Origin of the sequence: Geobacillus sp. BMUD, assembly GCF_013096845.1 — a bacterium.
In the GTDB taxonomy this organism is placed as follows: Bacteria; Bacillota; Bacilli; order Bacillales; family Anoxybacillaceae; genus Geobacillus; species Geobacillus vulcani.
Genome location: NZ_SDLA01000010.1, coordinates 66,859 through 86,041 on the forward strand (window position 1 = coordinate 66,859; position 19,183 = coordinate 86,041).

Sequence of the window (19,183 nt, forward strand, 5' to 3'; positions counted from 1 at the left end):
ACAGGGGTCATGAATGAACGCCGCGCGGCAACTCAACGCCCATTTGCAAGGCACGATCACCGAATCTCTCCCGCAGCTGTTCCACCGTTTTCCAAAGCGTCTCCATTTTCGCGTCCTCTTCATAATGAAACAAATCGAGCTGCTTCACCGCCCCTGCCCGGTCAAACACATGAAGCGCAGCGACGCCAAGAAGCCGCACCGGACGGCCGTCCCAATGCTTTTTCAGCAATCGCGCCGCTACAGAAAAGAGATCTTCCGCCTTTTGAAGCGGCTCTGCCTCCGTTTGGCTGCGAGTAATCGTGTGAAAGTCGTGGTAGCGGATCGTCAACTGAACGGTCCGCGAGACGACCCGCTTTTCGTTCATCCGGGCGCCGACCGATTCGGCCAGTTGGCGCAAGACAGCGAGCAGTTTCTGTTCTTCCTCAATATCGTACGGCAGCGTTGTTGAGTGTCCAATCGATTTTCGCTTTTCCCCCGCTGCTGGATCAACCGGACGCGGGTCGATGCCGTTCGCCCGCTCCTGCAAGCGCGGGCCATAGACGCCCAACACCTGCTCAAGCAACGCCCGATCAGCCTTCGCCACATCGCCAATCGTATAAAGGCCTAGGGTATACAATTTTTCGGCCGTTTTATCGCCGACGCCATGCATCTGTTCGACTGGAAGCGGCCATAGCGTGGTCGGAACGTCTCGTTTGCGCAGCACGCTGATGCCAAGCGGCTTTTTCATCTCACTCGCCATTTTTGCCAAAAATTTGTTCGGGGCGATGCCGATGCTCACCGGAATCGACAACCGCTCGAGCAGTTCCTGCTGGATATGGCGCGCCAACGCGGGCGGATGAACCGTTGGCGTCCGGCCAGTCATGTCCAAATAGCCTTCATCGATCGAGGCGCGCTCCAAAACAGGCGAGAAACGCTCGAGCCATTGGAACATGCGGCGGCTCACCTCGCGGTAAAAGGTGAAATCCGGCGGGCGCACGACAAGCGCTGGACAGCGTTTTTTCGCTTCCCAGAGCGGCATCGTCGTGTAGATGCCAAACTGTTGCTTTGCCACATAGTTCGCCGCCAGCACGATCCCTTTTCGCTCTTTCGGGTCCCCCGCTACGACCACCGGCTTTTCCCGGAGCGACGGGTCGCGGGCGATCTCGCAGCTGGCGAAAAACGAATTGCAGTCGACGTGAAAAATGATCCGTCCGCGGAATTCATGTTCTGTTGCCATGTCCTTTCCCCTTCTTTTTCTGTTTTCTTCGTTTCTATTGTACCAGATCATTTGTTCGCCAGAAACAGTCCCTTTTTCTACAAGCGGAAAGTCTTTTGGCGCCCAACGGGGTCGGTTTAGGAGGTTAGAATGTTCACAGTTTCCTCTGCCAGCCATGCAGAGGAAACACCATGCAGGCGCAGGATGCCTAGCCGTGAAATAACCCAACGAGCATATATCCGGCCACTCCCCAGATTATGAGCGCGGAAATCCGGTTCATCCACCGCAGCCCTCTCCCGCTGCCATCAAGGCGGCCAACCATTCTTCCGGTGAGGGACAGCCCCACAAACCAAACCCATGATACGAAAATGCACGCTGCCGCAAAATGGGCCCAAACGCAAAAATGAACGCATGAAGAAAGGCTTTCATCACGTTTCGTTGCTCCTTTCTCCTTGCAGCCAGCGATAGATCAAATCCGCATCTCTTTCATCCACATCCACGACACGGGAGTAGGTGCCGACCGGCATGACGGAAGCCGAGATCGTCGCCAACCGTTTTTTTCTTTGCCACCATGTCGTTGCGATTTCCAACGATTGGACGTGACGCTTTAACAAATGCGCGGTCGTTCGCCGAAACCAGCCGCTGCGGAGAGACAGCTGCTTCGAGGAAAGCGCCCAGCCGGCGGCTCGGTAGCGCCGCGCCCCGATCCACGCGGCGAGCGGCAGCACAAGCAAAAGTCCCGCTCCCCATGGACGCTCCATATACGCGGCAACTCCAACCGGAATCGTCAACCAATAAAGCGGGCGAAGCATATATCGATTTTTTGCCCGCTGAGGAAGCGGACAAAACGGCACATCGAGGCGATACTCGGGCAAACAAGCCTGAACAATCGGTACGATGCGATGCTTTTTGACCAGCGGACAAAGAACGACTTCCCCTGATGGTCCGCCATCAAGCGCCCCGCCGGCATGAATAATGGACACAGAGGCGTATCCGAAAAAACGTCGCAGCCAACTCTCATGAATGACGACACCTTGGACGCGGTCAACAGGGACGGACACTGCTTTTCGTTCCAACCATCCGCGAGCAATCACAATGGTATCTTCTTGTTTCCGCACGACAAACGAAGCGTACCGGATCATATTTTGCACGATGGCTACCCCATAGGCGGCCAAGAGAATCGACAAGATCAATAGAGCAATATACCGCCGTCCGTGTCCGTTCCATGTCGACTGAATATCACGGACAAGCGCCTCATACGGAATGAAGTCGCTAAATTGCGACAAAAACGCACATAAAGCGGCGACCACGCCGAGCGCCCCTCCGCTTGTCAATGAGGCGATCCAAATTTCTTTCATCGTTAACGTAAACAACGGGGACAGCGAACGATGGGCGGCTGCTTCCGGCTCATTGACGTGTCCATTCCTGTTTTTCGCTCGTTCCACGCATTGTTGCAGAGCGCGAGCTTCTTTTCGGGCGATGGCGCGAAGAATGACCTCCGCTTCTCCCGGAACATTCCCCGGCGTTTCTACGTGTACTTGAACCACCCCAGCGATGCGCTGCCAGATTCCTTCCGTTATGGAAATTCCATGAATGCGCTCCAACGGAATGGAACGTTTTTTGCGAACAAACACGCCTTCTTCAACGACCAAGCAACTGTCATCCCACTCATATGTAAAACGAACCCAAGAAAGAACGCCCATGACGAGCGTGTAGATGAGAGCGGCCAACGGCACAAGAATATCGTTCCATGAAAACCCATGGCGACTGCCGGCTGCCACGATGACAAGAAGAGGGGCGATCATATTTTTCAATTCTTTTCCCACCCCGGCCATAATGGCAATCGGATGGAGGCGGCGTTTTGCTTTACGCGTCATTGTCATCCGCCACCTTCGCCCACTCGGCGATCAAACGGCAAAGCTGTTCGGCTTCGTCCGCCGGCAGCGCGGGAATCTCATGAGCAGCCGCGGCCGTAAACACAGCGATGGAAGCCAATCCATACCGCTTCAGGAGCGGGCCTTGCCGCACATCGACATACTGAACGCGGGTCATCGGAATGAGCGTTCGCTTCGTCGACCAGACCCCGCGCTGGATGTCGATTTCTTCTTCGCGAATGGCGTAACGCCAACGGCGCTGGCGAAGCACAGGCACCCATCCCACCCATAGGACCACTTCGATCAACCAGATGCAGGCTAACATCCCCAAACACCATTTCGGGGCATGAAAGCGCGCCAGCACCCACGCCATTCCAACAATGACGGCGCCGGAAACCAATGCCCACAACGCTCCGGTCCAACGCCACACGGTGATGGCTTTTTCCGAAATCGGTTTACCGCTGTTGGCAAGCATCTTACCAATCTCCTTTTAGCGAGTTCAAAACCTGTTTCCAGTATAACAAAACATTTCCACATTGACGATGGATTTTTTCGTGCATCATTGACAGAGAAACAAAACTATTATATTCTAAAACTATCTTTTTTGCTTAACTGCATAAAAGCATAAAAGCATAAAAGCATAAAAGCGTGTCATCGAACGAACTTTGTGCCAGAAAGGTTGTGTCTGTATGAACCATTCCCGCCCCTCATTGCAAAAAGGGCTGCTGCCCCGCCATGTGCAGCTAATGGCGCTCGGCGGCATGATCGGCACCGGCATTTTCAAAGGGAGCTCTGATACGATTCACATGGCCGGACCGAGCGTTGTTCTTACGTATCTTCTCGGCGGCGCGCTGTTGTTTCTCATTATGGCCGCCTTAGCGGAGATGGCCATCGCCTATCCAGGCGAAAACGTTCAACATTTGATCCGCCGGGCGTTCGGCTTTCGCTGGTCGTTTCTCGTCGGGTGGCTGTATTGGGCGAACTGGACGTTGGTCACGGTCGTCGAGCTGCTGGCGGCAGGAAGTTTTTTGCGCTATTGGATGCCGACGGTGCCGCTTTGGCTGCTCGCTCTTGGCTGCGCGCTGTTTATCATCGCACTGAACTTGTTTCCGGTTCGCTACTATGGGGAAGCGGAATTTTGGCTCGCCGGGTTGAAAGTGGCGGCGCTAGCTGTGTTCATCTTGCTTGGGGCCGGCATGTGGTTGGGAGTGATCGAAGGAGCGGACGGAAACCCATGGAGCCGTTATGCGACGTACGACGCCTGGTTTCCGCATGGGATCGGCGGCATGATCAGCGCCTTGCTTGTCGTCATGTTTTCATACGGCGGAGCCGAGCTGATCGGTGTAGCGGTGACAGAAATGAAAGACGCTGACCGGGTGCTGCCGCGGGTGATCCAAACGACGATATGGCGGGTCATCGGCTTTTATGTGCTGCCGATCGCCATCATTTGCGGCATCATGCCATGGAACGCCGTATCGGCGGAAAACAGCCCGTTCGTCCAAGTGCTCGAGGCCACCGGCATTCCGGGCGCCGCCCATGTGATGAACGCTGTTTTGCTTGTGGCCGTCTTATCGGCGGCCAATACGGGGGTGTACGCCACGTCTCGCTTGCTCTTTTCCATGGCTGAGCAAGGAGAGGCGAGCCGCCGCTTGTTGCGGACGACGCGACACGGGGTTCCGCTTTACGGGATGGGAATGGTCGCCGTCTGCATCGCTCTAGGGGTCGTTGGCGCGTACTTGGCGCCGGGGCGGATCATCGGCGAGTTGATGACGATTCCTGGGTTTACAGTGCTGATCGTCTGGATGATGATCGGCGCGGCCCAACTGAAACTGCGGCCGCATTACGACACGAATCCGTTTTTCCGCGTCAAAGGATTTCCGTACACGACGCTCATCGCCGTCGTGTCGCTCGGCGCGATTTGGGTGAGCTTTTTATTCCAGCGTGATCATCGAATCGGATCGGTTCTTTGCCTTGTGATCTTGGCGGTTCTGGCGATATATGGGGCGAGCAAAGAAAAGCAAAGCCGGCGGTCGGAACAAAACGTCAACGAACAATCCGCCTAAATAAGAGTTCAGAAAAGTAGGCGCTTGTGCCGTTATGGCCGGCGCCTGTTCTCTTATCCTCCGCGGTTGACCTCCCGCCATTTCTCCCACGCCTGCCAACCAACGACCGCCATGCCAAACGCCAAAATCAGCGCCTGCTCATCCACTCGCCGCTCGGCCCATAAACGATACAAACTGACCGCGGCCCCGTATACGAACCAACCGAGGCAAAACAACAATGCCCCCAGCCAAAACCATTTCATCGTTTTCCTCTCCCTATTCATATTCCCCTCCTCCGAAAGAGGAGGATTTTCTCGCTCACCCCTTCTGTCATCGAACAGACGCTTGATTTCATTCTACCTTGATACCCATAAAAAACAACAGGGATGCCCCTAAGGCCCTCCCCGTCGTGCAATGGACAATGTTGGTGCACCGAATCATGGAAAAGGGGTGTCTCGCCGCTTCGGAGCCCCTTGCTTGTGCGGATGACGCCAAGGTCGATTCCTTATTTCGCCGGCGACAGTTCATCCTCGGTCACCCATTTATGGTTGGTCATTTGTTCCCCGGTCTCTGTATCGATGTAATCGACCATATACACCGTCGTTTGTTGGGCGGAGTCGATGACAGCTTTCGCGCCTTTCATCCCCTCCATATGGTCGGCATTCAAGACGACTTCGTCCCCCGGCTGGAACGGGTTGTCACCGGCGTTTTCAATTTCTTCGTGAATCACCCATTTATGATTCTTGACCGGAGGACCACCTGTTGTTGGCGTGTACGTCACGGTATAGACAGTCGTGTCAAACGCCCCGGAAACGGTCGCTTCCGCCCCGTTCATCCCTGGCATATGGTCGGCGTGAATGATGACTTTGCTTCCAACCGGATAGGCTGGCTGTTTCGCTTCCTTCAATCCAGCCGGCACCTCTCCTGAACCCGAGTGGTTCATTCCCTCATGACCGGTGTGAGAAGCCGTATTTTCTTTTGACATTTGGTTATCGTCTGCACCGGTGCAGGCGGATAACAAGAGCGCTGCCATAACCGAAGTTGTGCCTAGCAACATTTTTAATTTTTTCATCGTTTTCACCCTCCTTGCCTTGTTAGCATACCCGACATTTGTGCAGATTTTATGGAGATGGTCTTGATTGGGCAAAAAGCGGCGGCCGTGCACGGTCCAAAAACCGGGCCAAAACCCAAAAACGGTCAAATTGGCCGCAGTCAAAAAGGCGCTTGGGACGACCCCCGAGCACGCTGATCGCCACATTACAGGCTAGACTCAAGAAGTACGCTGCTCCGCCGTATGCTTGAAGGAACTCAATCATCCGTTCTTCCATTTGGCCCAAACGCCTCTCTTTTCGAAAATGGTTATGACTTGTGCCCTTTCCATTTGTAGCCGACGCCCCAGACCGTCTGCAAATAGTCGTCCGCGGGGAACCCCGCTTTACGCAATTTTTCCCGGATGTTTTTCATGTGGGAGTCAACGGTTCTTTCTTCTGTGTCAGCGAGATAACCCCATAGCGATGCAATGATTTGCCCGCGGCTGAACACCTGATTCGGGTGTTTTAACAATAGTCCCAAAATGGCGAACTCTTTCGGTGTCAGCGCAATCGGTGTTTCTCCGTAGCGAACCGTATGTTCTTGTTCATCCCACACAAGCCCGGCCGCGCGAATGGCGGAATGGCCGCCAGCTGTACGGCGCAGCACCGCTTCAATGCGTGCAAGCAACTCCGCTTCATTAAATGGTTTCGTCACATAATCGTCCGCTCCGATTTTCAATCCTTGGACAATATCCGCCGTCTCGTCGCGGGCGGTGACCATCATAATCGGAACATCAGAAAACGAGCGGATGCGGCGGCACGTTTCCCATCCGTCGAGTTCTGGCATCATCACATCGAGCAGCACCAAATCGGCGTGATGACGCCGCAAGTAGTCAATGGCTTCCGCGCCCGAACGCCGTTTCACGCAGCGGTAGCCGTTCGGCGCTAAATACAATTCCAATAAATCAAGCATCCGCTCTTCATCATCGACCAACAACAACGTATACATCGTCATCCCTCCGGCAGCGTAATGAGGATGGTCGTTTCTTTTCCTTGTTCGCTTCGAGCGGCGATCGTTCCCCCGTGCGCCTCGACGATTTCTTTGGCAATGGCCAAACCGAGTCCGGTCCCGCCGCTTGTCCGCGATCGCGACTTATCGACACGGTAAAACCGTTCAAAAATGCGGGGCGCGTCTTCCGGCGGGATGCCGACCCCTTGATCGGAAACGGCCACGACGACTCCACGTTTTTGCGGATAGACGGCGATCTGTACCGTTGTGCCAGGAAACGCGTATTTCCGCGCGTTGTCGAGCACGTTGATCATCACTTGCTCGAACCGCTGCCGATCGATCGCCGCTGTGACCGAACCGGGGCACTGACACACAAGCGACAGCGATTTTTCCTGAAACGCCGGGCGCAGCTTTTCACACAATTTTGCCAAAAACGAACAAAGATTCGTCGGCTGCTTTTCAATCTGGAACGAGTGTTGCTCCAGCTTAGCTAATTCAAACAAATCTTTGACCATCTTTTCGATCTTTTCCGCTTCTTCGTAAATGATCGCTACATAGTTCGCCCGTTCCTCCTCAGACAGATGCGGACGTCTGGCAATGTCGGCGTATCCTTTGACATACGTCAGCGGCGTGCGCAATTCATGGGAGATGCTCGCTAAAAATTCGCTCCGCTCTTGTTTCAAATACGCTAAATCGTTGGCCAGCGTTTGAATCGCTCTTCCGAGTTGCGCCAGCTCGTCGTTGCCTTTTATCTCGAGGCGGACGGAAAAGTCCCCTCGGCTGAGCGCCTCAGTCGCCTGTTTCATGCGAAGGAGCGGCATCGTGATGGCGCGGGAGAAAAAGGCGATGGTCAACACGGTGATCGCCACTGACAGCACGCCAACGACGACGAAATGATGCTTCAGTTTATACACCATCGTCCGAATCGAGCGAGTGTCTTGAAACATATACACATATCCTCTTGTTTCGCCCTTGATTTGAATCGGGCTGACGGCGGCGATATGAGACGCCCGCTTCCAATCGGTTTCGACCATCATGCCTTCACGGGGAATGGAGCGCCCGTGAGTCAACGGAATCAGTTGCCTCGCAAACGGGACAATGCCGCTAGAAGCCGATATAATCTCGCGCCTGGCATCGGTGATGACGACATCGGTTTCAGCTTCGGACTCCATCATAACGACATGCTCAACCGTTGTGCGATCGTAATTTTTTTCCAACACATTGCGGTGGCTGTTCCCCCGCGCCAGAAGCTGGGCAAATTCTTCTTCGATGCGCGCATGGACAAGCGTTGCATAGAGGGAAATGAACAGCACCATTTCAATGGCCAAGACGAAGGCAAAAAACAGCATGCCGAGTTTCCATGACAGTTTTCTCACAGATTCCTCTCCTCATTCATCCAGCCCGAATGTCATTTCAATTTTACTATTTTATTTGACAAATGTGCAGAAAGTGTGGAGATGCGGCTTTGTGCCGCGCCAAGGCGTTTTGTCCTGTCAAGGAGACAAACCTTGGCGGATGCGTCTTTCCCATTCTTCCATTATACTAAGAAACAGACTGTGCTCATTTGGAGACGACAGAAAGGAGTTTTTTTATGAAATCGCTCGTGTTAGCGGAAAAGCCGAGCGTCGCCCGCGACATTGCCCGCGTGCTCGGCTGCAAAGAAACGCATAAATCGTATATGGAAGGACCGCGCTACATCGTCACGTGGGCGCTTGGGCATTTGGTCGAACTCAAAATGCCGGAAGACTATGACCGAAAATACGAAACGTGGCGGCTCGAGGATTTGCCGATCATTCCGAAACAAATGGGCTTGAAAGTAATCCGGCAAACGAGCCACCAGTTTCGCGCCATTGAACATTTGGCCAAACGCCGCGACGTGAAAGACTGCATTATTGCGACCGACGCCGGCCGTGAAGGAGAGCTGGTCGCGCGCTGGATTTTACAAAAAATCGGTTGGACGAAGCCGATTTGGCGTTTATGGATTTCGTCGCAAACCGATCAAGCCATCCGCGATGGGTTTCGCCAGTTAAAGCCCGGGGCGCAGTTTGACCGGCTGTATGAATCAGCCGTCTGCCGCGCCGAGGCCGACTGGCTGATCGGGTTGAACGTGACGCGCGCCCTAACGACGAAATACAACGACCCGCTCTCGGCCGGGCGCGTGCAAACGCCGACGCTGGCAATGATCATCGAACGCGAGCGGGAGATTCAATCGTTCGTTCCCGTTCCGTATTGGACGATTCATGCCCGCATCGGTTCGATTACGGCGACATGGGAACGGCACGGTGGGAAGCGGCTGTTTGACCAAGACGAGGCCAACGGGCTGATGGCTCGTCTCAACGGCCAGCCGGCGCGCGTCACATCGGTCAAGCGGAAACGGAAAAGCGAACCGGCTCCGCTGCCATATGACTTGACTGAGCTGCAGCGGGAGGCGAACAAGCGGTTTGGCTTTTCGGCGAAAAAGACGCTCTCGGTGTTGCAGCGGCTGTATGAACAGCACAAGCTCGTCACGTATCCGCGCACCGATTCTCGTTATTTGCCAAGCGACATGGCATCGACGATGACAGAGCGGCTGGCGGCGATGAAATCGGGGTATGAGGACATCATTGCTCCGCTTCTTGCCAAGGGCAAGGCCAAAGCGGCCCATCGGGTGTTTCAAGATGACAAAGTGACGGACCACCACGCCATCATTCCGACCGATGAACGGCTTGACCTCGGGAAGCTGTCGGCCGATGAACGCAAGCTGTATGACATGATCGCCCGCCGCTTTTTGGCGCTCTTTTACCCGCCGTATGAATATGAAACGACAACCGCCACTTTCGAAATCGGCGGCGAGACGTTTGTCGCCCGAGAAACGGCAGTCGTAAACGCAGGGTTTCAAACCGTTCTTGGCAAAAAAGAAACAGAAGTGAAACCAACATGGTTCCATCTATCGGAAGGCCAAATGCTCGCACCGGTGCAGCTTGAGCTGGAACGATCGTTCACCGAACCGCCGTCCCGTTACTCGGAGGCTGACTTGCTTGCGCAAATGGAGAAATATGGACTCGGCACGCCGGCGACAAGAGCGGACATCATCGAGCGGCTCGTCGAAACGGAAGTCGTCGAGCGGAAAGACGGCCGTTTTTATCCGACGAAAAAAGGAAAACAGCTGATCGAGCTCGTCAACGAGGAGCTGAAATCGCCGGAGTTGACCGCCCGCTGGGAGCGGGAACTCGAGGCCATCGCCCGCGGAAAAGGGAATCCGAAACAGTTTTTGACCCACATCCGCCGGCAGACGGAGCAGCTTGTCGCCGAAATCAAGCAGAGCGAGCGCGTATACAAAGCGCCGAACCTCACCCAGCTCACTTGCCCGGAATGCGGCGCGCTCTTAAAAGAGCGGAAAACGAAAGATGGACGGATGCTCGTCTGCTCGAACTTATCATGCCGCTACCGCCGGAGGCGCGACCCGAAGCTCTCGAACCGCCGCTGCCCGCAATGCCACCGGCGCATGGAAATGCACGAAGGGAAAGCCGGGCTCTATTTCCAATGCCGCCCGTGCAACGTGGTGGAAAAGGCGGAAGAAACGAAACGCACCACCGCGAAAGGAACGGAACGGGCGCTGTTGAAAAAATACAGCCCAACGAACGAATCGTTTGGCACCAATCTCGGAGAATTGCTCAAGCAGGCGCTTGAAAACAAAGAATAAGCGCGAAAAACCATTTGCCTCCCTGCCGAAAAACGTGGTGGAAAAACAAAACATCAGCGCCGAACGAACCGCCAGCCGCATCAACGCTGGCGGTTCTTATTTGAAAACGAATGGCGCGGAGCATCGCTGCCGCGGTTCGATGGATTTGTCTACTGAAGCGGATTGGCTTCCCCCATCTCACAGCGCGGACGGATGAATGAGCGATCGGCAACCGAAACTTTCTTTTTGTGGTTCCGTATATATAAGTAAAATCTACTGTAAAGGAGCGATCATGATGTTAAAGAAGTTGTTCAAAGCGCTGTTGGGGCAGCACCATCATCCGTCGTACCATCATAAACATTACAGCAGCAGTGATCACCATTATTACAGCCCAACGCATCACTCGCACCATCATCCGTCCCAATACGGACACCATCACTACAAAAAGAAGCATCATAGCGGCAGTTTCTTCTCGAGCTTCTTCGGCAGCTGATGAAGCGATTCATGGAGCGCCACCCGCTCGTCGCCCGCTGGTTTGACCGGCCGCATCGAAGCGGTGAGATCCTTCATCGCCGCTATGAAGTGATCGAAGAGCTCGGGATGGGCAGCTACGGCATCGCCTACAAAGGGCGCGATCATGACACTGGACGCCTTGTCGTCATCAAACAAGCGCGGCGGACAAAAGGCGAGAGCGGCCGCCGCCTGCTTCAGCGCGAAGCCGGGGTGCTCGCGCGCTTGCGCCACCCGCAAATTCCGATGCTGCATGATCGATTTGTGGAGCGCGGACAGCCCTATCTCGTGATGGAGTATATCGACGGGGAGACGGTGGAAGATCACATTTTTCACCGCGGGGTCACGTACACGGAACGAGCCGCGTTTCGATTGTTGCTTGATGTGCTTGACGTTGTACGATTTATTCACGCTTTGGGCATCGTCCATCGCGATTTGCGTATTCCGAACATCATTTGGCGGCGAGGAACCGTCTTTGTCATTGACTTTGGCTTGGCGTGCCATATCGGTGAATCGGCAGAATGGCGCGATGACGATCCGCTTGAAAAGCGGCTGCGGCGCGAACCGCATCCGCGAAGCGATTTTTATGCGCTCGGGCATTTCACCTTATTCTTGTTATATTCGGCTTACGAACCGACAAGTGAGGAGGAAAAAAGCTGGGAGGAAGAGTTGGATCTGTCTCCGAAAGCTCGGGCGATCTTGCGGAAAATGCTTCAGCTGGATGCGCCGTATGATCACATCAACGAGCTGATGATGGATGTCAGGCGGCTATTGGCCGAGCGCGGCCAGGCGCAAACAGGCGCGCGTTGACACTCGACACAGCCGAAAAAGCTAAGCCCCTCCCGCCTTTTAAAGCGCGACAGAGGGGCTGATTTATTATAAGAGCATGTCGCGCCGAAATCCGCGGCGGACATGATTCGTGAACGAATGTGTTCGACAGGTTAAGCATCGCTATAGAAACGAATGGATCGTTTAACAGTTTTTACAAAAACCCTCACTTCAAGCGAAGGAGTTGACATCATTGTCCGCTTGGTCCCGCTTCTCGTCCGGATGAACTCAACGGTGGGCTGACTATTTGCCCCGAAACACCGGTTTTCGTTTCTCCTGAAAGGCCGCCACCCCTTCGCGATGGTCGTCTGTCTCGACCATCACTCCTTGGATGAGCCGCTCCATTTCGAGAATGTCTTCGAGCGTCGCGTTCAAGGCGTGCTCGATCAGCCGCTTTTGCTTGCCGATCGCTTTCGTTGGCCCGGAAGCCAATTTGACAGCGAGCGCTTTCGCCGCTTCGCGCAACGTTTCGGCTGGAACGACGTCGCTGATGACGCCAAGCTCATACAGACGGCAGGCTGGAATCGGCTCGGCCGTGAAGAAAAATTGCTTGGCTAAATGAGGGCCGACAAGCCGCGGCAGCCAATAGGAGCCGCCGCCGTCGGAGACAAGGCCAACGTTCGCAAAGCTCAAAATGAACTGGCTGTCTTCTGCGGCCAAGATGAGATCGCAAGCGAGCGCCAAATTGAATCCCGCTCCAGCAGCAACCCCGTGCACGACGGCGATGATCGGCTTTTCGCATGATTTCATCGTCACAATCAAGCGGTTGAGGCGGCCGATATGCTCATACGCCTTTGAGGCGCTTGACTGCCCCATCGTTTTGACGTCGCCGCCGGCGCTGAAGGCCCGGCCGGCGCCGGATAGAACGATCGCTCGAACCGCTTCATCCGCGGCGGCGCGTTCGATTTCACGAGTCAACCCAGCGATCATCTCCGGGCTGAATGCATTGAGCCGCTCCGGCCGATTCAACGTCAGCCATACGACAGCACCGGATCGTTCCACAAGCAAATGCGAAGTTTCCATGGTTTTTTTCTCTCCCTTTCCCGTTTGGATTTTTCCAGCACAACAGCTTCATTTGATGAGCCAACCGCCATCGACCAACACATCAGAGCCGGTCATGTATGACGCTTCCGAAGAGGCAAGAAACGCAATGACGTTGGCGATCTCTTCCGGCGCTCCCACCCGGCCTAAGGCGGTGTTGCGTTCAATGGCTTTGACAAACCGCTCGTTTTGCAGTCCACGTTTGGTGAGCGGCGTCTCGACAAAGCCAGGCGAAACGGAATTGACGCGAATGCCGAAGGGGGCCAACTCCAAGGCGAGCGACTTCGTCAAATTGATCACGCCGGCTTTGGCCGCGCTGTAATGCGGAATTTCCGCCCCCGCCTGATGGCCGGACAAGGAGGCTACGTTGACGATGGCCCGGTTGGCGCGCTCCCGCTTCGCCCCTTCGATCATCAGCGGAGCGAGCGTTTGCGAGACAAGAAAGACGCTTTTCATATTGACGCGCTGCACATCATCCCACTCTTGTTCGGTGAGCTCGAGCCATTTCGTATGGGTCGAAATGCCGGCATTGTTGACGAGCACATGCAAATCGCCGTACCGATTTTGGACGTATGCGGCCAAGGCGCGCACTTGTTCACGGTCCGTGACATCGGCCGCAAACCGATCGGCCACACCTGGCCCCCCAAGACGCGCGATGTCTTGCACCGTCTCTTCCAGTTTGGCGGCCGTGCGGCCGACAAGCACGACAGTCGCCCCTTCCTGAGCGAGGCGGATGGCCGTCGCCCGGCCAATGCCGCTTCCCCCTCCAGTAACCACAGCAACGGTATTTGCAAAACGCATCGTTTCCTCTCCCTTCTCGTTTGTGCGGCCTTTGTTTTCATCCGTTGCCCCGTATCAGCCGTCTGACGTCTAAAACGTCAGTCCGCCGCCGTCAACTGACAGCGTCGCCCCAGTGATAAAGGAAGCCTCATCGGACGCCAAAAACAATACCGCATTCGCCACTTCTTCCGGCGTTCCGATGCGGCCGAGGGCGTTCGCTTTCGAGATGATGGGCCATTTGCGCGCATCTTGTTTCCAAGGCGTAATGATGTTCGTATCGATGACGCCCGGAGCGACGGCGTTGACGCGAATATTGAATTTGCCGTATTCGAGCGCGGCGTTTTTCGTTAACAAAATCACCCCGGCCTTCGAAGCGTTATAGGCCGATTCGTACTTTTTCCCTTTGATTCCAAGCAAGCTCGACGTATTGACAATCGCCCCGCCGCCGCATTGCTTCATCACCGGCACCGCGTATTTGATCCCAAGAAAGACTCCTTTCAAATTCACATCAATGACCCGATCCCACTCCTCTTCGGACAAGTCGGTGCTCCGCACTTCGGAATGGCCAATGCCGGCATTATTGAAAAGAATATGTAGGCCGCCGAACGCAGCGACGGTGGCTTGGACAAGATCATGCACTTCCTTCGCACGGGACACATCCGCCTTGACGAAGATCGCTTCGCCCCCGCGTTCGCGAATGAGGCGGACCGTCTCCTCCCCGCCTGTTTTATCAATGTCGCTCACGGCGACTTTCGCCCCTTCATCCGCAAACCGAATCGCTGTCGCTCGGCCGATGCCGCTGGCGCCGCCGGTGACAACAGCCGCCTTCCCTTGCAGCCTCATCCTTTCCCCTCCCGGAAACGATATGAATACCAACTGGTTAGTATGTTTCAATTCTATTATACTATACTTGTTTCTTTAATTGAAATTATATTTATAATATTTAGAATCATCTTGAGTATAAAAAGGAATGTTGCAATACATAATAAAATGGACAAATATGAAATGGAAGGAGGACTATTTCCTATGTACCTCCGTCTTGTTGCCGTAGGGCTGATGATGTTGTTGCTTAGTGGCTGTTGGGGAAACCGTAATATTGATCAAATCGTCTATATTCACTCGATCGGAATTGATTATGATAATCGCCAACTCGTTCTGTACGTACAGCTCATCAACTTCAGCGGATTAGCAAAAACAGAGTATGGCGGAGGGAGACAGGTCTCCACTGTGGCCATCGGCCGATCAACAGGAGAAACACCCGAAACAGCCGCCCATGAACTTTATACTTCCATTCAGCAAATGGTCTCATGGGGGCACGTCAAAAGCATCGTGTTTACAAAGCGGGCGTTGAAAAAAGAAGTCGTGCAAGGGGTCGTCGATTTATTAACGCGGTATCACGAGATCCGTCATACGATTTGGGTTTATGCGACAGACGCTCCTCTAGGAGACTTGTTTAAAGCGACTCCTTTATTACGCGCTTCTTCGTATTTTTCTATGCTGACGAATCCTGAAGAACTATTCAAGCAAAGTTCCTTCATTCGACCGCTTCGGTTTAACCGTCTGATTGCGATCAGCGATGAACATAGCTCGACGCTTCGAATCCCGTATATTACCCTTGACCCTGCTAGTTGGACGGAGAATATGAAAAAAAAGAAAATGCCGTCCCTTAGCGGTGTGTGCTTTTTGCATGATTATGAACTGAAGCAATGCGCGGACCGTGGGGAGCTATTAGGCGTTCGGTGGACAGAACGGGATGTGATCCGAACACCCATTTACGTGAAAGAAGGACGGCAAACGGTTGCTTCTCTTGTCGTTCGTCATCCGAAAGCGAAATGGTCGGTTCTTTCGACCAAAGATGGTCCTGCATTTCAGTTGACCATTCAAGCTCAAGGAAGCCTGATCGAGCTGCGTAAGCCGCTGTCACGAGTCCGACTGGCCAAGCTTGCGGCGCAAACGGTCAAACAGGAAATCCAACAAGCATATGAATGGGGGATCAAGCGAAACATTGACACGTTGAATGTATCGGATCAATTGTACCGACACAATGTTCAGCAATGGAAGCAGTGGGAACAAAACGGCCTCATCCCATTAAAGAAAAACACCATTCGAAACATTTCCGTCCATCTTTCCATCAACTCTTCCGGCAAGGAAAAACTGGATTATCGTGCAGGCGACTAGATGGTTGTTACATGCTTTTTCGCATTTTTATGGTTGGAGGGGCTCCCGGTATGGTCTTCGCACCTTAGGGAGCCAGTAGTCCATCCATCTTCAACGTTCCAGCGATACCCACGGCCGACCGTGTTCCCAATGAACACGGATCGGAAGACGAAACGCTTCTGAAAGCTGCTCGTTGGTTAATACCTCCTCTTTTCGTCCCGCGGCGGCGATGCGCCCGTCCTGCAAAAGCAACACATGGGTGATCGATTCGACAATTTCTTCAATATAATGAGTGACGTATAAAACATGGCACGACTGGGCAGTGATTTGCTTAATTAAGGATAAGATGTCTTCCCGCGCCAATAAGTCAAGGCCAACGGTCGGCTCGTCCAAAATAAGCAGCTTCGGATTCGCCATCAACGCTCGAGCGATCAATGTTTTCCGCTTTTCTCCTTGTGAGAGCGTCCCGTATGGTTTTCCCCTGACCGCTTGCAAACGGAACGCTTCCATGAACGATTCTGCTTTCGCCCGCTCGTTATCGGTGACGGCATCATACAGGCCGATCGTCGCAAACGTGCCGCTGAGGATGACATTTTCGACCGTCTCGGTTTGCAGCGTGTCGTGAAATTGATCAAGGAGCGAGCTGCTGACAAACCCAATGTGCCGTCGCAACTCTGGCAGACTCGCCTGTCCAAATCGATAGCCTAATACTTCCACTTCCCCGCGCGTCGGGTATTGATAACCTGTGACGATATTGAGAAGCGATGTTTTCCCGGAGCCATTGAGGCCAAGAATCGCCCATTGCTCGCCTTCTTTCACTTCCCAATCGATTTCATGCAAAATCGCGCGCGTTCCCCGCATCCATGACACGTTGCGCATGCGGATAATGGCGGTCATTGTGCCTCTCCCCTTTGTGGTTCATATGGACGATCCTGATAGAAAAAGTTGGGCAACATGGTCGTGTTGTCATACGACCGATGAAAAATGTGCGTTGTCGCTGGTGACAGAGGTGGAATCAGCCATGTCCAGTCGCCGGTGACATGGCGCCCGGCTGCGTTCTCTTGCTGTTCAAACAACTGAAATTGGCGCGCGGCGGTATGATGATCAACGATGCTGACGCCCGCCTTTTTGTAGGAATATAAAACAGCGATATTCAATTCGACCAACGCCTTATCTTTCCATAATGATGCGTTCGAGCTGGTGTCAAGCCCCATGCAAGAGGCCACTTTCGGAAGCATGTTGTAGCGATTGTCATCGGCAAAATTGCGGGCGCCAATTTCCGTGCCCATGTACCACCCGTTAAACGGTGCGGCCATATAGCTAATGCCGCCAATTTCTAGACACATATCTGAAATAATCGGGACGGCGTACCATTTTACCTGCAGATCGCGAAACCACGGAAACTCTGGGTGTTCAATTGGCACCTCCAGCACCAATTCTTTCGGAATCGGTGTCCAAACAGGCTTTTGGCCGCCTACTTGGATCACCAAAGGAAGCACGTCAAAGGGCGTCTTTTCCCCCTTCCACCCAAGCTGTTCACAGGCGCGAGTGAAAGTGAGGGAGGATGGGTCGCCGATCATCCCTTCTTCAGTTTCATAACCGGCATAACGAATCAGTTGGTGATTCCAGATGCGCACTTCCCCATTTGGACGGAAGATTGTGATCGCAGGCCGGATTTTCCCCCCATTGGTCGCAAACTCAATATGATGGAACAGATAAGAAAACACCTCGTCAACAGTCGCCGCCTCTCTCGCATCAATGACATGGAGCGATTGCCAAAACAGGCGACCGATGCAGCGGTTGCTATGCCGCCAAGCCATCTTAGCCCCGTAGCTTAACTCTTCGTACGTATGGCTATATGTGCCGGTTTGTTCCACTTCCCAACGGATTTCGTTCAACCGCCGCTTCATTTCTTTCTCACTTTTTCCAAGCTCCTGATAGCTCGCCGTGACAAACTGTTCCGCTTTTTTCATCAACTGCCCATCATGCTGTCTCCGCTTTGTTTGATGCATATTCTTCTCGCTGTTTACCATGTATGCTTCTTCTTCCTCCATTTTCCATAACCGAAACTCTTCGCGGTCATTCCGATGCCGATGAGGAAACAAATTCCCCCGACCCACCACATTTGCTCAACCAACATCGAAATGGCAAAAAAAATGAGCGCGAAACCGAGCAGTCGACGGATCAACATGATTCTCTCTCCTTTTCCCCCGCGTGGAACGTCCTTCCATCGTGCGACAGCCATATCATTGCTGCAAGCTGCCGCTCCCACGGGGCAACTGAGAATGGAGCAACGCTCTCCCCCTCTATTGTAGCAGATGCTTCCAAAAGAAAATAGAGAAAACCTATTTCACTTTGATCCGCTTCCTTTTCTTTTCTTTTCAGTCGATCATGCTGTTGTTAGTATGAGCGGATCATGGAAAAATGAAACCAACCTAGCCCATCCTGCTGTTCATTTGCGGAAAAAAAGCCAAAGCGCCAAAAACAGAAAACCCATGGCGGCGAAGCGCGTCCAATCAAACGGGATGCGCTGTCCGCCGAACAAACCAAAATGGTCAACAATCGAACTCATCACGAGCTGTCCGGCGATCACAGCCATCAATGAATTGGCGACGCCGATTTTCGGAACGATGAGCACCATGACAAACACGTAAAAGGCGCCGAGAATGCCGCCCGTCAGCTGCCATTTCGGCACGGAAAACATCGCGAGCAGCTCGCCTTTTCCGAAAAACAACTGCACGAAAAATAAGACGATCGTTCCGATGAAAAACGAAACGAACGCCCCTTCAAGCACCCCGACCCGCCTGCCAAGGCCGCCGTTCACCCCCGCCTGTACGGAGACGGCCATCCCGGCCGCTAGAGCCATCGTCATCCATAACCACTTCATCCGTCTTTTGCCCTCCTTTTTCTCTGTCCTCTTTGCCGAACATGGATTCAAAAGAGCTCCTCCGATTCAAAGTCCGGCCGAACACGCACTTCCTCTTTGCCGAACAGGGAGCGAAAAGAGCGGTGATGAAAGGAGCCCGTTGCTTCACCGCCTTGTTGCCCCATTGAG

At 53.8% G+C, this 19,183-nt stretch carries 21 protein-coding genes; 6 read left to right on the forward strand and 15 right to left on the reverse strand.

What is annotated here, in order from left to right:
• Positions 1-7 precede the first annotated feature (7 nt).
• From ETC05_RS12035 to ETC05_RS12050, 4 genes are all read right to left on the reverse strand, one after another.
• The gene (locus ETC05_RS12035) at positions 8-1,216 is read right to left on the reverse strand and encodes a DNA polymerase IV (RefSeq protein WP_171661084.1); all 1,209 of its coding nucleotides are present in this window, start codon (positions 1,214-1,216) and stop codon (positions 8-10) included.
• 255 nt (positions 1,217-1,471) lie between these two features.
• Positions 1,472-1,627, reverse strand: a complete 156-nt coding sequence (locus ETC05_RS12040; RefSeq protein WP_156961399.1) for a hypothetical protein — start codon at positions 1,625-1,627, stop codon at positions 1,472-1,474.
• Positions 1,624-3,072, reverse strand: coding sequence for a PH domain-containing protein (locus ETC05_RS12045; protein ID WP_171661085.1), 1,449 nt, complete (start codon positions 3,070-3,072; stop codon positions 1,624-1,626). The genes ETC05_RS12040 and ETC05_RS12045 overlap by 4 nt, the downstream gene beginning before the upstream one ends.
• On the reverse strand, positions 3,062-3,544 hold the full coding sequence (locus ETC05_RS12050; protein WP_031409570.1) for a PH domain-containing protein: 483 nt from the start codon (positions 3,542-3,544) through the stop codon (positions 3,062-3,064). Before ETC05_RS12050 ends, ETC05_RS12045 begins: the two co-directional genes overlap by 11 nt.
• Positions 3,545-3,758: 214 nt before the next feature.
• Here ETC05_RS12050 and ETC05_RS12055 point away from each other — a divergent pair, with 214 nt between their 5' ends.
• Positions 3,759-5,132, forward strand: a complete 1,374-nt coding sequence (locus ETC05_RS12055) for an amino acid permease (protein WP_171661086.1) — start codon at positions 3,759-3,761, stop codon at positions 5,130-5,132.
• A 53-nt stretch (positions 5,133-5,185) separates the two neighbouring features.
• Here the strand turns inward: ETC05_RS12055 and ETC05_RS12060 are convergent, their stop codons facing one another.
• The 4 genes from ETC05_RS12060 to ETC05_RS12075 form a co-directional block, all read right to left on the reverse strand.
• Entirely contained in the window at positions 5,186-5,374 is a 189-nt protein-coding gene (locus tag ETC05_RS12060) for a hypothetical protein (RefSeq protein ID WP_171661087.1), read from the reverse strand.
• Positions 5,375-5,616: 242 nt separating this feature from the next.
• Positions 5,617-6,183 (reverse strand): YdhK family protein, encoded by a 567-nt coding sequence (locus ETC05_RS12065; RefSeq protein WP_171661088.1) that lies wholly within the window; start codon positions 6,181-6,183, stop codon positions 5,617-5,619.
• 287 nt (positions 6,184-6,470) lie between these two features.
• Positions 6,471-7,151: a response regulator transcription factor gene (locus ETC05_RS12070; RefSeq protein WP_171661089.1), complete on the reverse strand. Its 681-nt coding sequence runs from the start codon at positions 7,149-7,151 to the stop codon at positions 6,471-6,473.
• A 2-nt stretch (positions 7,152-7,153) separates the two neighbouring features.
• On the reverse strand, positions 7,154-8,527 hold the full coding sequence (locus ETC05_RS12075) for a sensor histidine kinase (RefSeq protein WP_171661090.1): 1,374 nt from the start codon (positions 8,525-8,527) through the stop codon (positions 7,154-7,156).
• A 215-nt stretch (positions 8,528-8,742) separates the two neighbouring features.
• Between ETC05_RS12075 and ETC05_RS12080 the strand changes: the two genes are divergently transcribed.
• From ETC05_RS12080 to ETC05_RS12095, 4 genes are all read left to right on the forward strand, one after another.
• A complete protein-coding gene (locus tag ETC05_RS12080; RefSeq protein WP_171661091.1) occupies positions 8,743-10,833 on the forward strand; it encodes a DNA topoisomerase III in 2,091 nt (696 codons plus the stop codon).
• Complete coding sequence (locus ETC05_RS12085; protein ID WP_031409585.1) at positions 10,817-11,029, forward strand: hypothetical protein; 213 nt, start codon at positions 10,817-10,819, stop codon at positions 11,027-11,029. The genes ETC05_RS12080 and ETC05_RS12085 overlap by 17 nt, the downstream gene beginning before the upstream one ends.
• Before the next feature lie 78 nt (positions 11,030-11,107).
• Entirely contained in the window at positions 11,108-11,305 is a 198-nt protein-coding gene (locus ETC05_RS12090; protein WP_071880191.1) for a hypothetical protein, read from the forward strand.
• Positions 11,305-12,132 carry a serine/threonine protein kinase gene (locus tag ETC05_RS12095; RefSeq protein WP_171661092.1) on the forward strand — a complete coding sequence of 276 codons (828 nt, stop codon included), beginning with the start codon at positions 11,305-11,307 and terminating at the stop codon, positions 12,130-12,132. The genes ETC05_RS12090 and ETC05_RS12095 overlap by 1 nt, the downstream gene beginning before the upstream one ends.
• A 261-nt stretch (positions 12,133-12,393) precedes the next feature.
• Here ETC05_RS12095 and ETC05_RS12100 read toward each other — a convergent pair whose 3' ends face one another.
• The 3 genes from ETC05_RS12100 to ETC05_RS12110 all read right to left on the reverse strand — a co-directional run bounded on the left by ETC05_RS12100 (position 12,394) and on the right by ETC05_RS12110 (position 14,814).
• A complete protein-coding gene (locus ETC05_RS12100) occupies positions 12,394-13,173 on the reverse strand; it encodes an enoyl-CoA hydratase/isomerase family protein (protein WP_031409589.1) in 780 nt (259 codons plus the stop codon).
• A 48-nt stretch (positions 13,174-13,221) separates the two neighbouring features.
• Positions 13,222-13,992 (reverse strand): SDR family NAD(P)-dependent oxidoreductase, encoded by a 771-nt coding sequence (locus ETC05_RS12105; RefSeq protein ID WP_031409591.1) that lies wholly within the window; start codon positions 13,990-13,992, stop codon positions 13,222-13,224.
• A 69-nt stretch (positions 13,993-14,061) separates the two neighbouring features.
• Entirely contained in the window at positions 14,062-14,814 is a 753-nt protein-coding gene (locus tag ETC05_RS12110; protein WP_031409592.1) for an SDR family NAD(P)-dependent oxidoreductase, read from the reverse strand.
• Positions 14,815-14,997: 183 nt separating this feature from the next.
• Here ETC05_RS12110 and ETC05_RS12115 point away from each other — a divergent pair, with 183 nt between their 5' ends.
• Positions 14,998-16,149 (forward strand): Ger(x)C family spore germination protein, encoded by a 1,152-nt coding sequence (locus ETC05_RS12115; RefSeq protein WP_031409594.1) that lies wholly within the window; start codon positions 14,998-15,000, stop codon positions 16,147-16,149.
• A gap of 90 nt (positions 16,150-16,239) precedes the next feature.
• Here ETC05_RS12115 and ETC05_RS12120 read toward each other — a convergent pair whose 3' ends face one another.
• The 4 genes from ETC05_RS12120 to ETC05_RS12135 form a co-directional block, all read right to left on the reverse strand.
• Complete coding sequence (locus ETC05_RS12120; RefSeq protein WP_031409597.1) at positions 16,240-17,025, reverse strand: ABC transporter ATP-binding protein; 786 nt, start codon at positions 17,023-17,025, stop codon at positions 16,240-16,242.
• A complete protein-coding gene (locus ETC05_RS12125) occupies positions 17,022-18,161 on the reverse strand; it encodes a nitric oxide synthase oxygenase (RefSeq protein ID WP_407059686.1) in 1,140 nt (379 codons plus the stop codon). The genes ETC05_RS12120 and ETC05_RS12125 overlap by 4 nt, the downstream gene beginning before the upstream one ends.
• A complete protein-coding gene (locus ETC05_RS12130; protein WP_171661093.1) occupies positions 18,155-18,319 on the reverse strand; it encodes a hypothetical protein in 165 nt (54 codons plus the stop codon). Before ETC05_RS12130 ends, ETC05_RS12125 begins: the two co-directional genes overlap by 7 nt.
• A 261-nt stretch (positions 18,320-18,580) precedes the next feature.
• A complete protein-coding gene (locus ETC05_RS12135) occupies positions 18,581-19,015 on the reverse strand; it encodes a DMT family transporter (RefSeq protein ID WP_171661094.1) in 435 nt (144 codons plus the stop codon).
• Between the last annotated feature and the right edge of the window lie 168 nt (positions 19,016-19,183).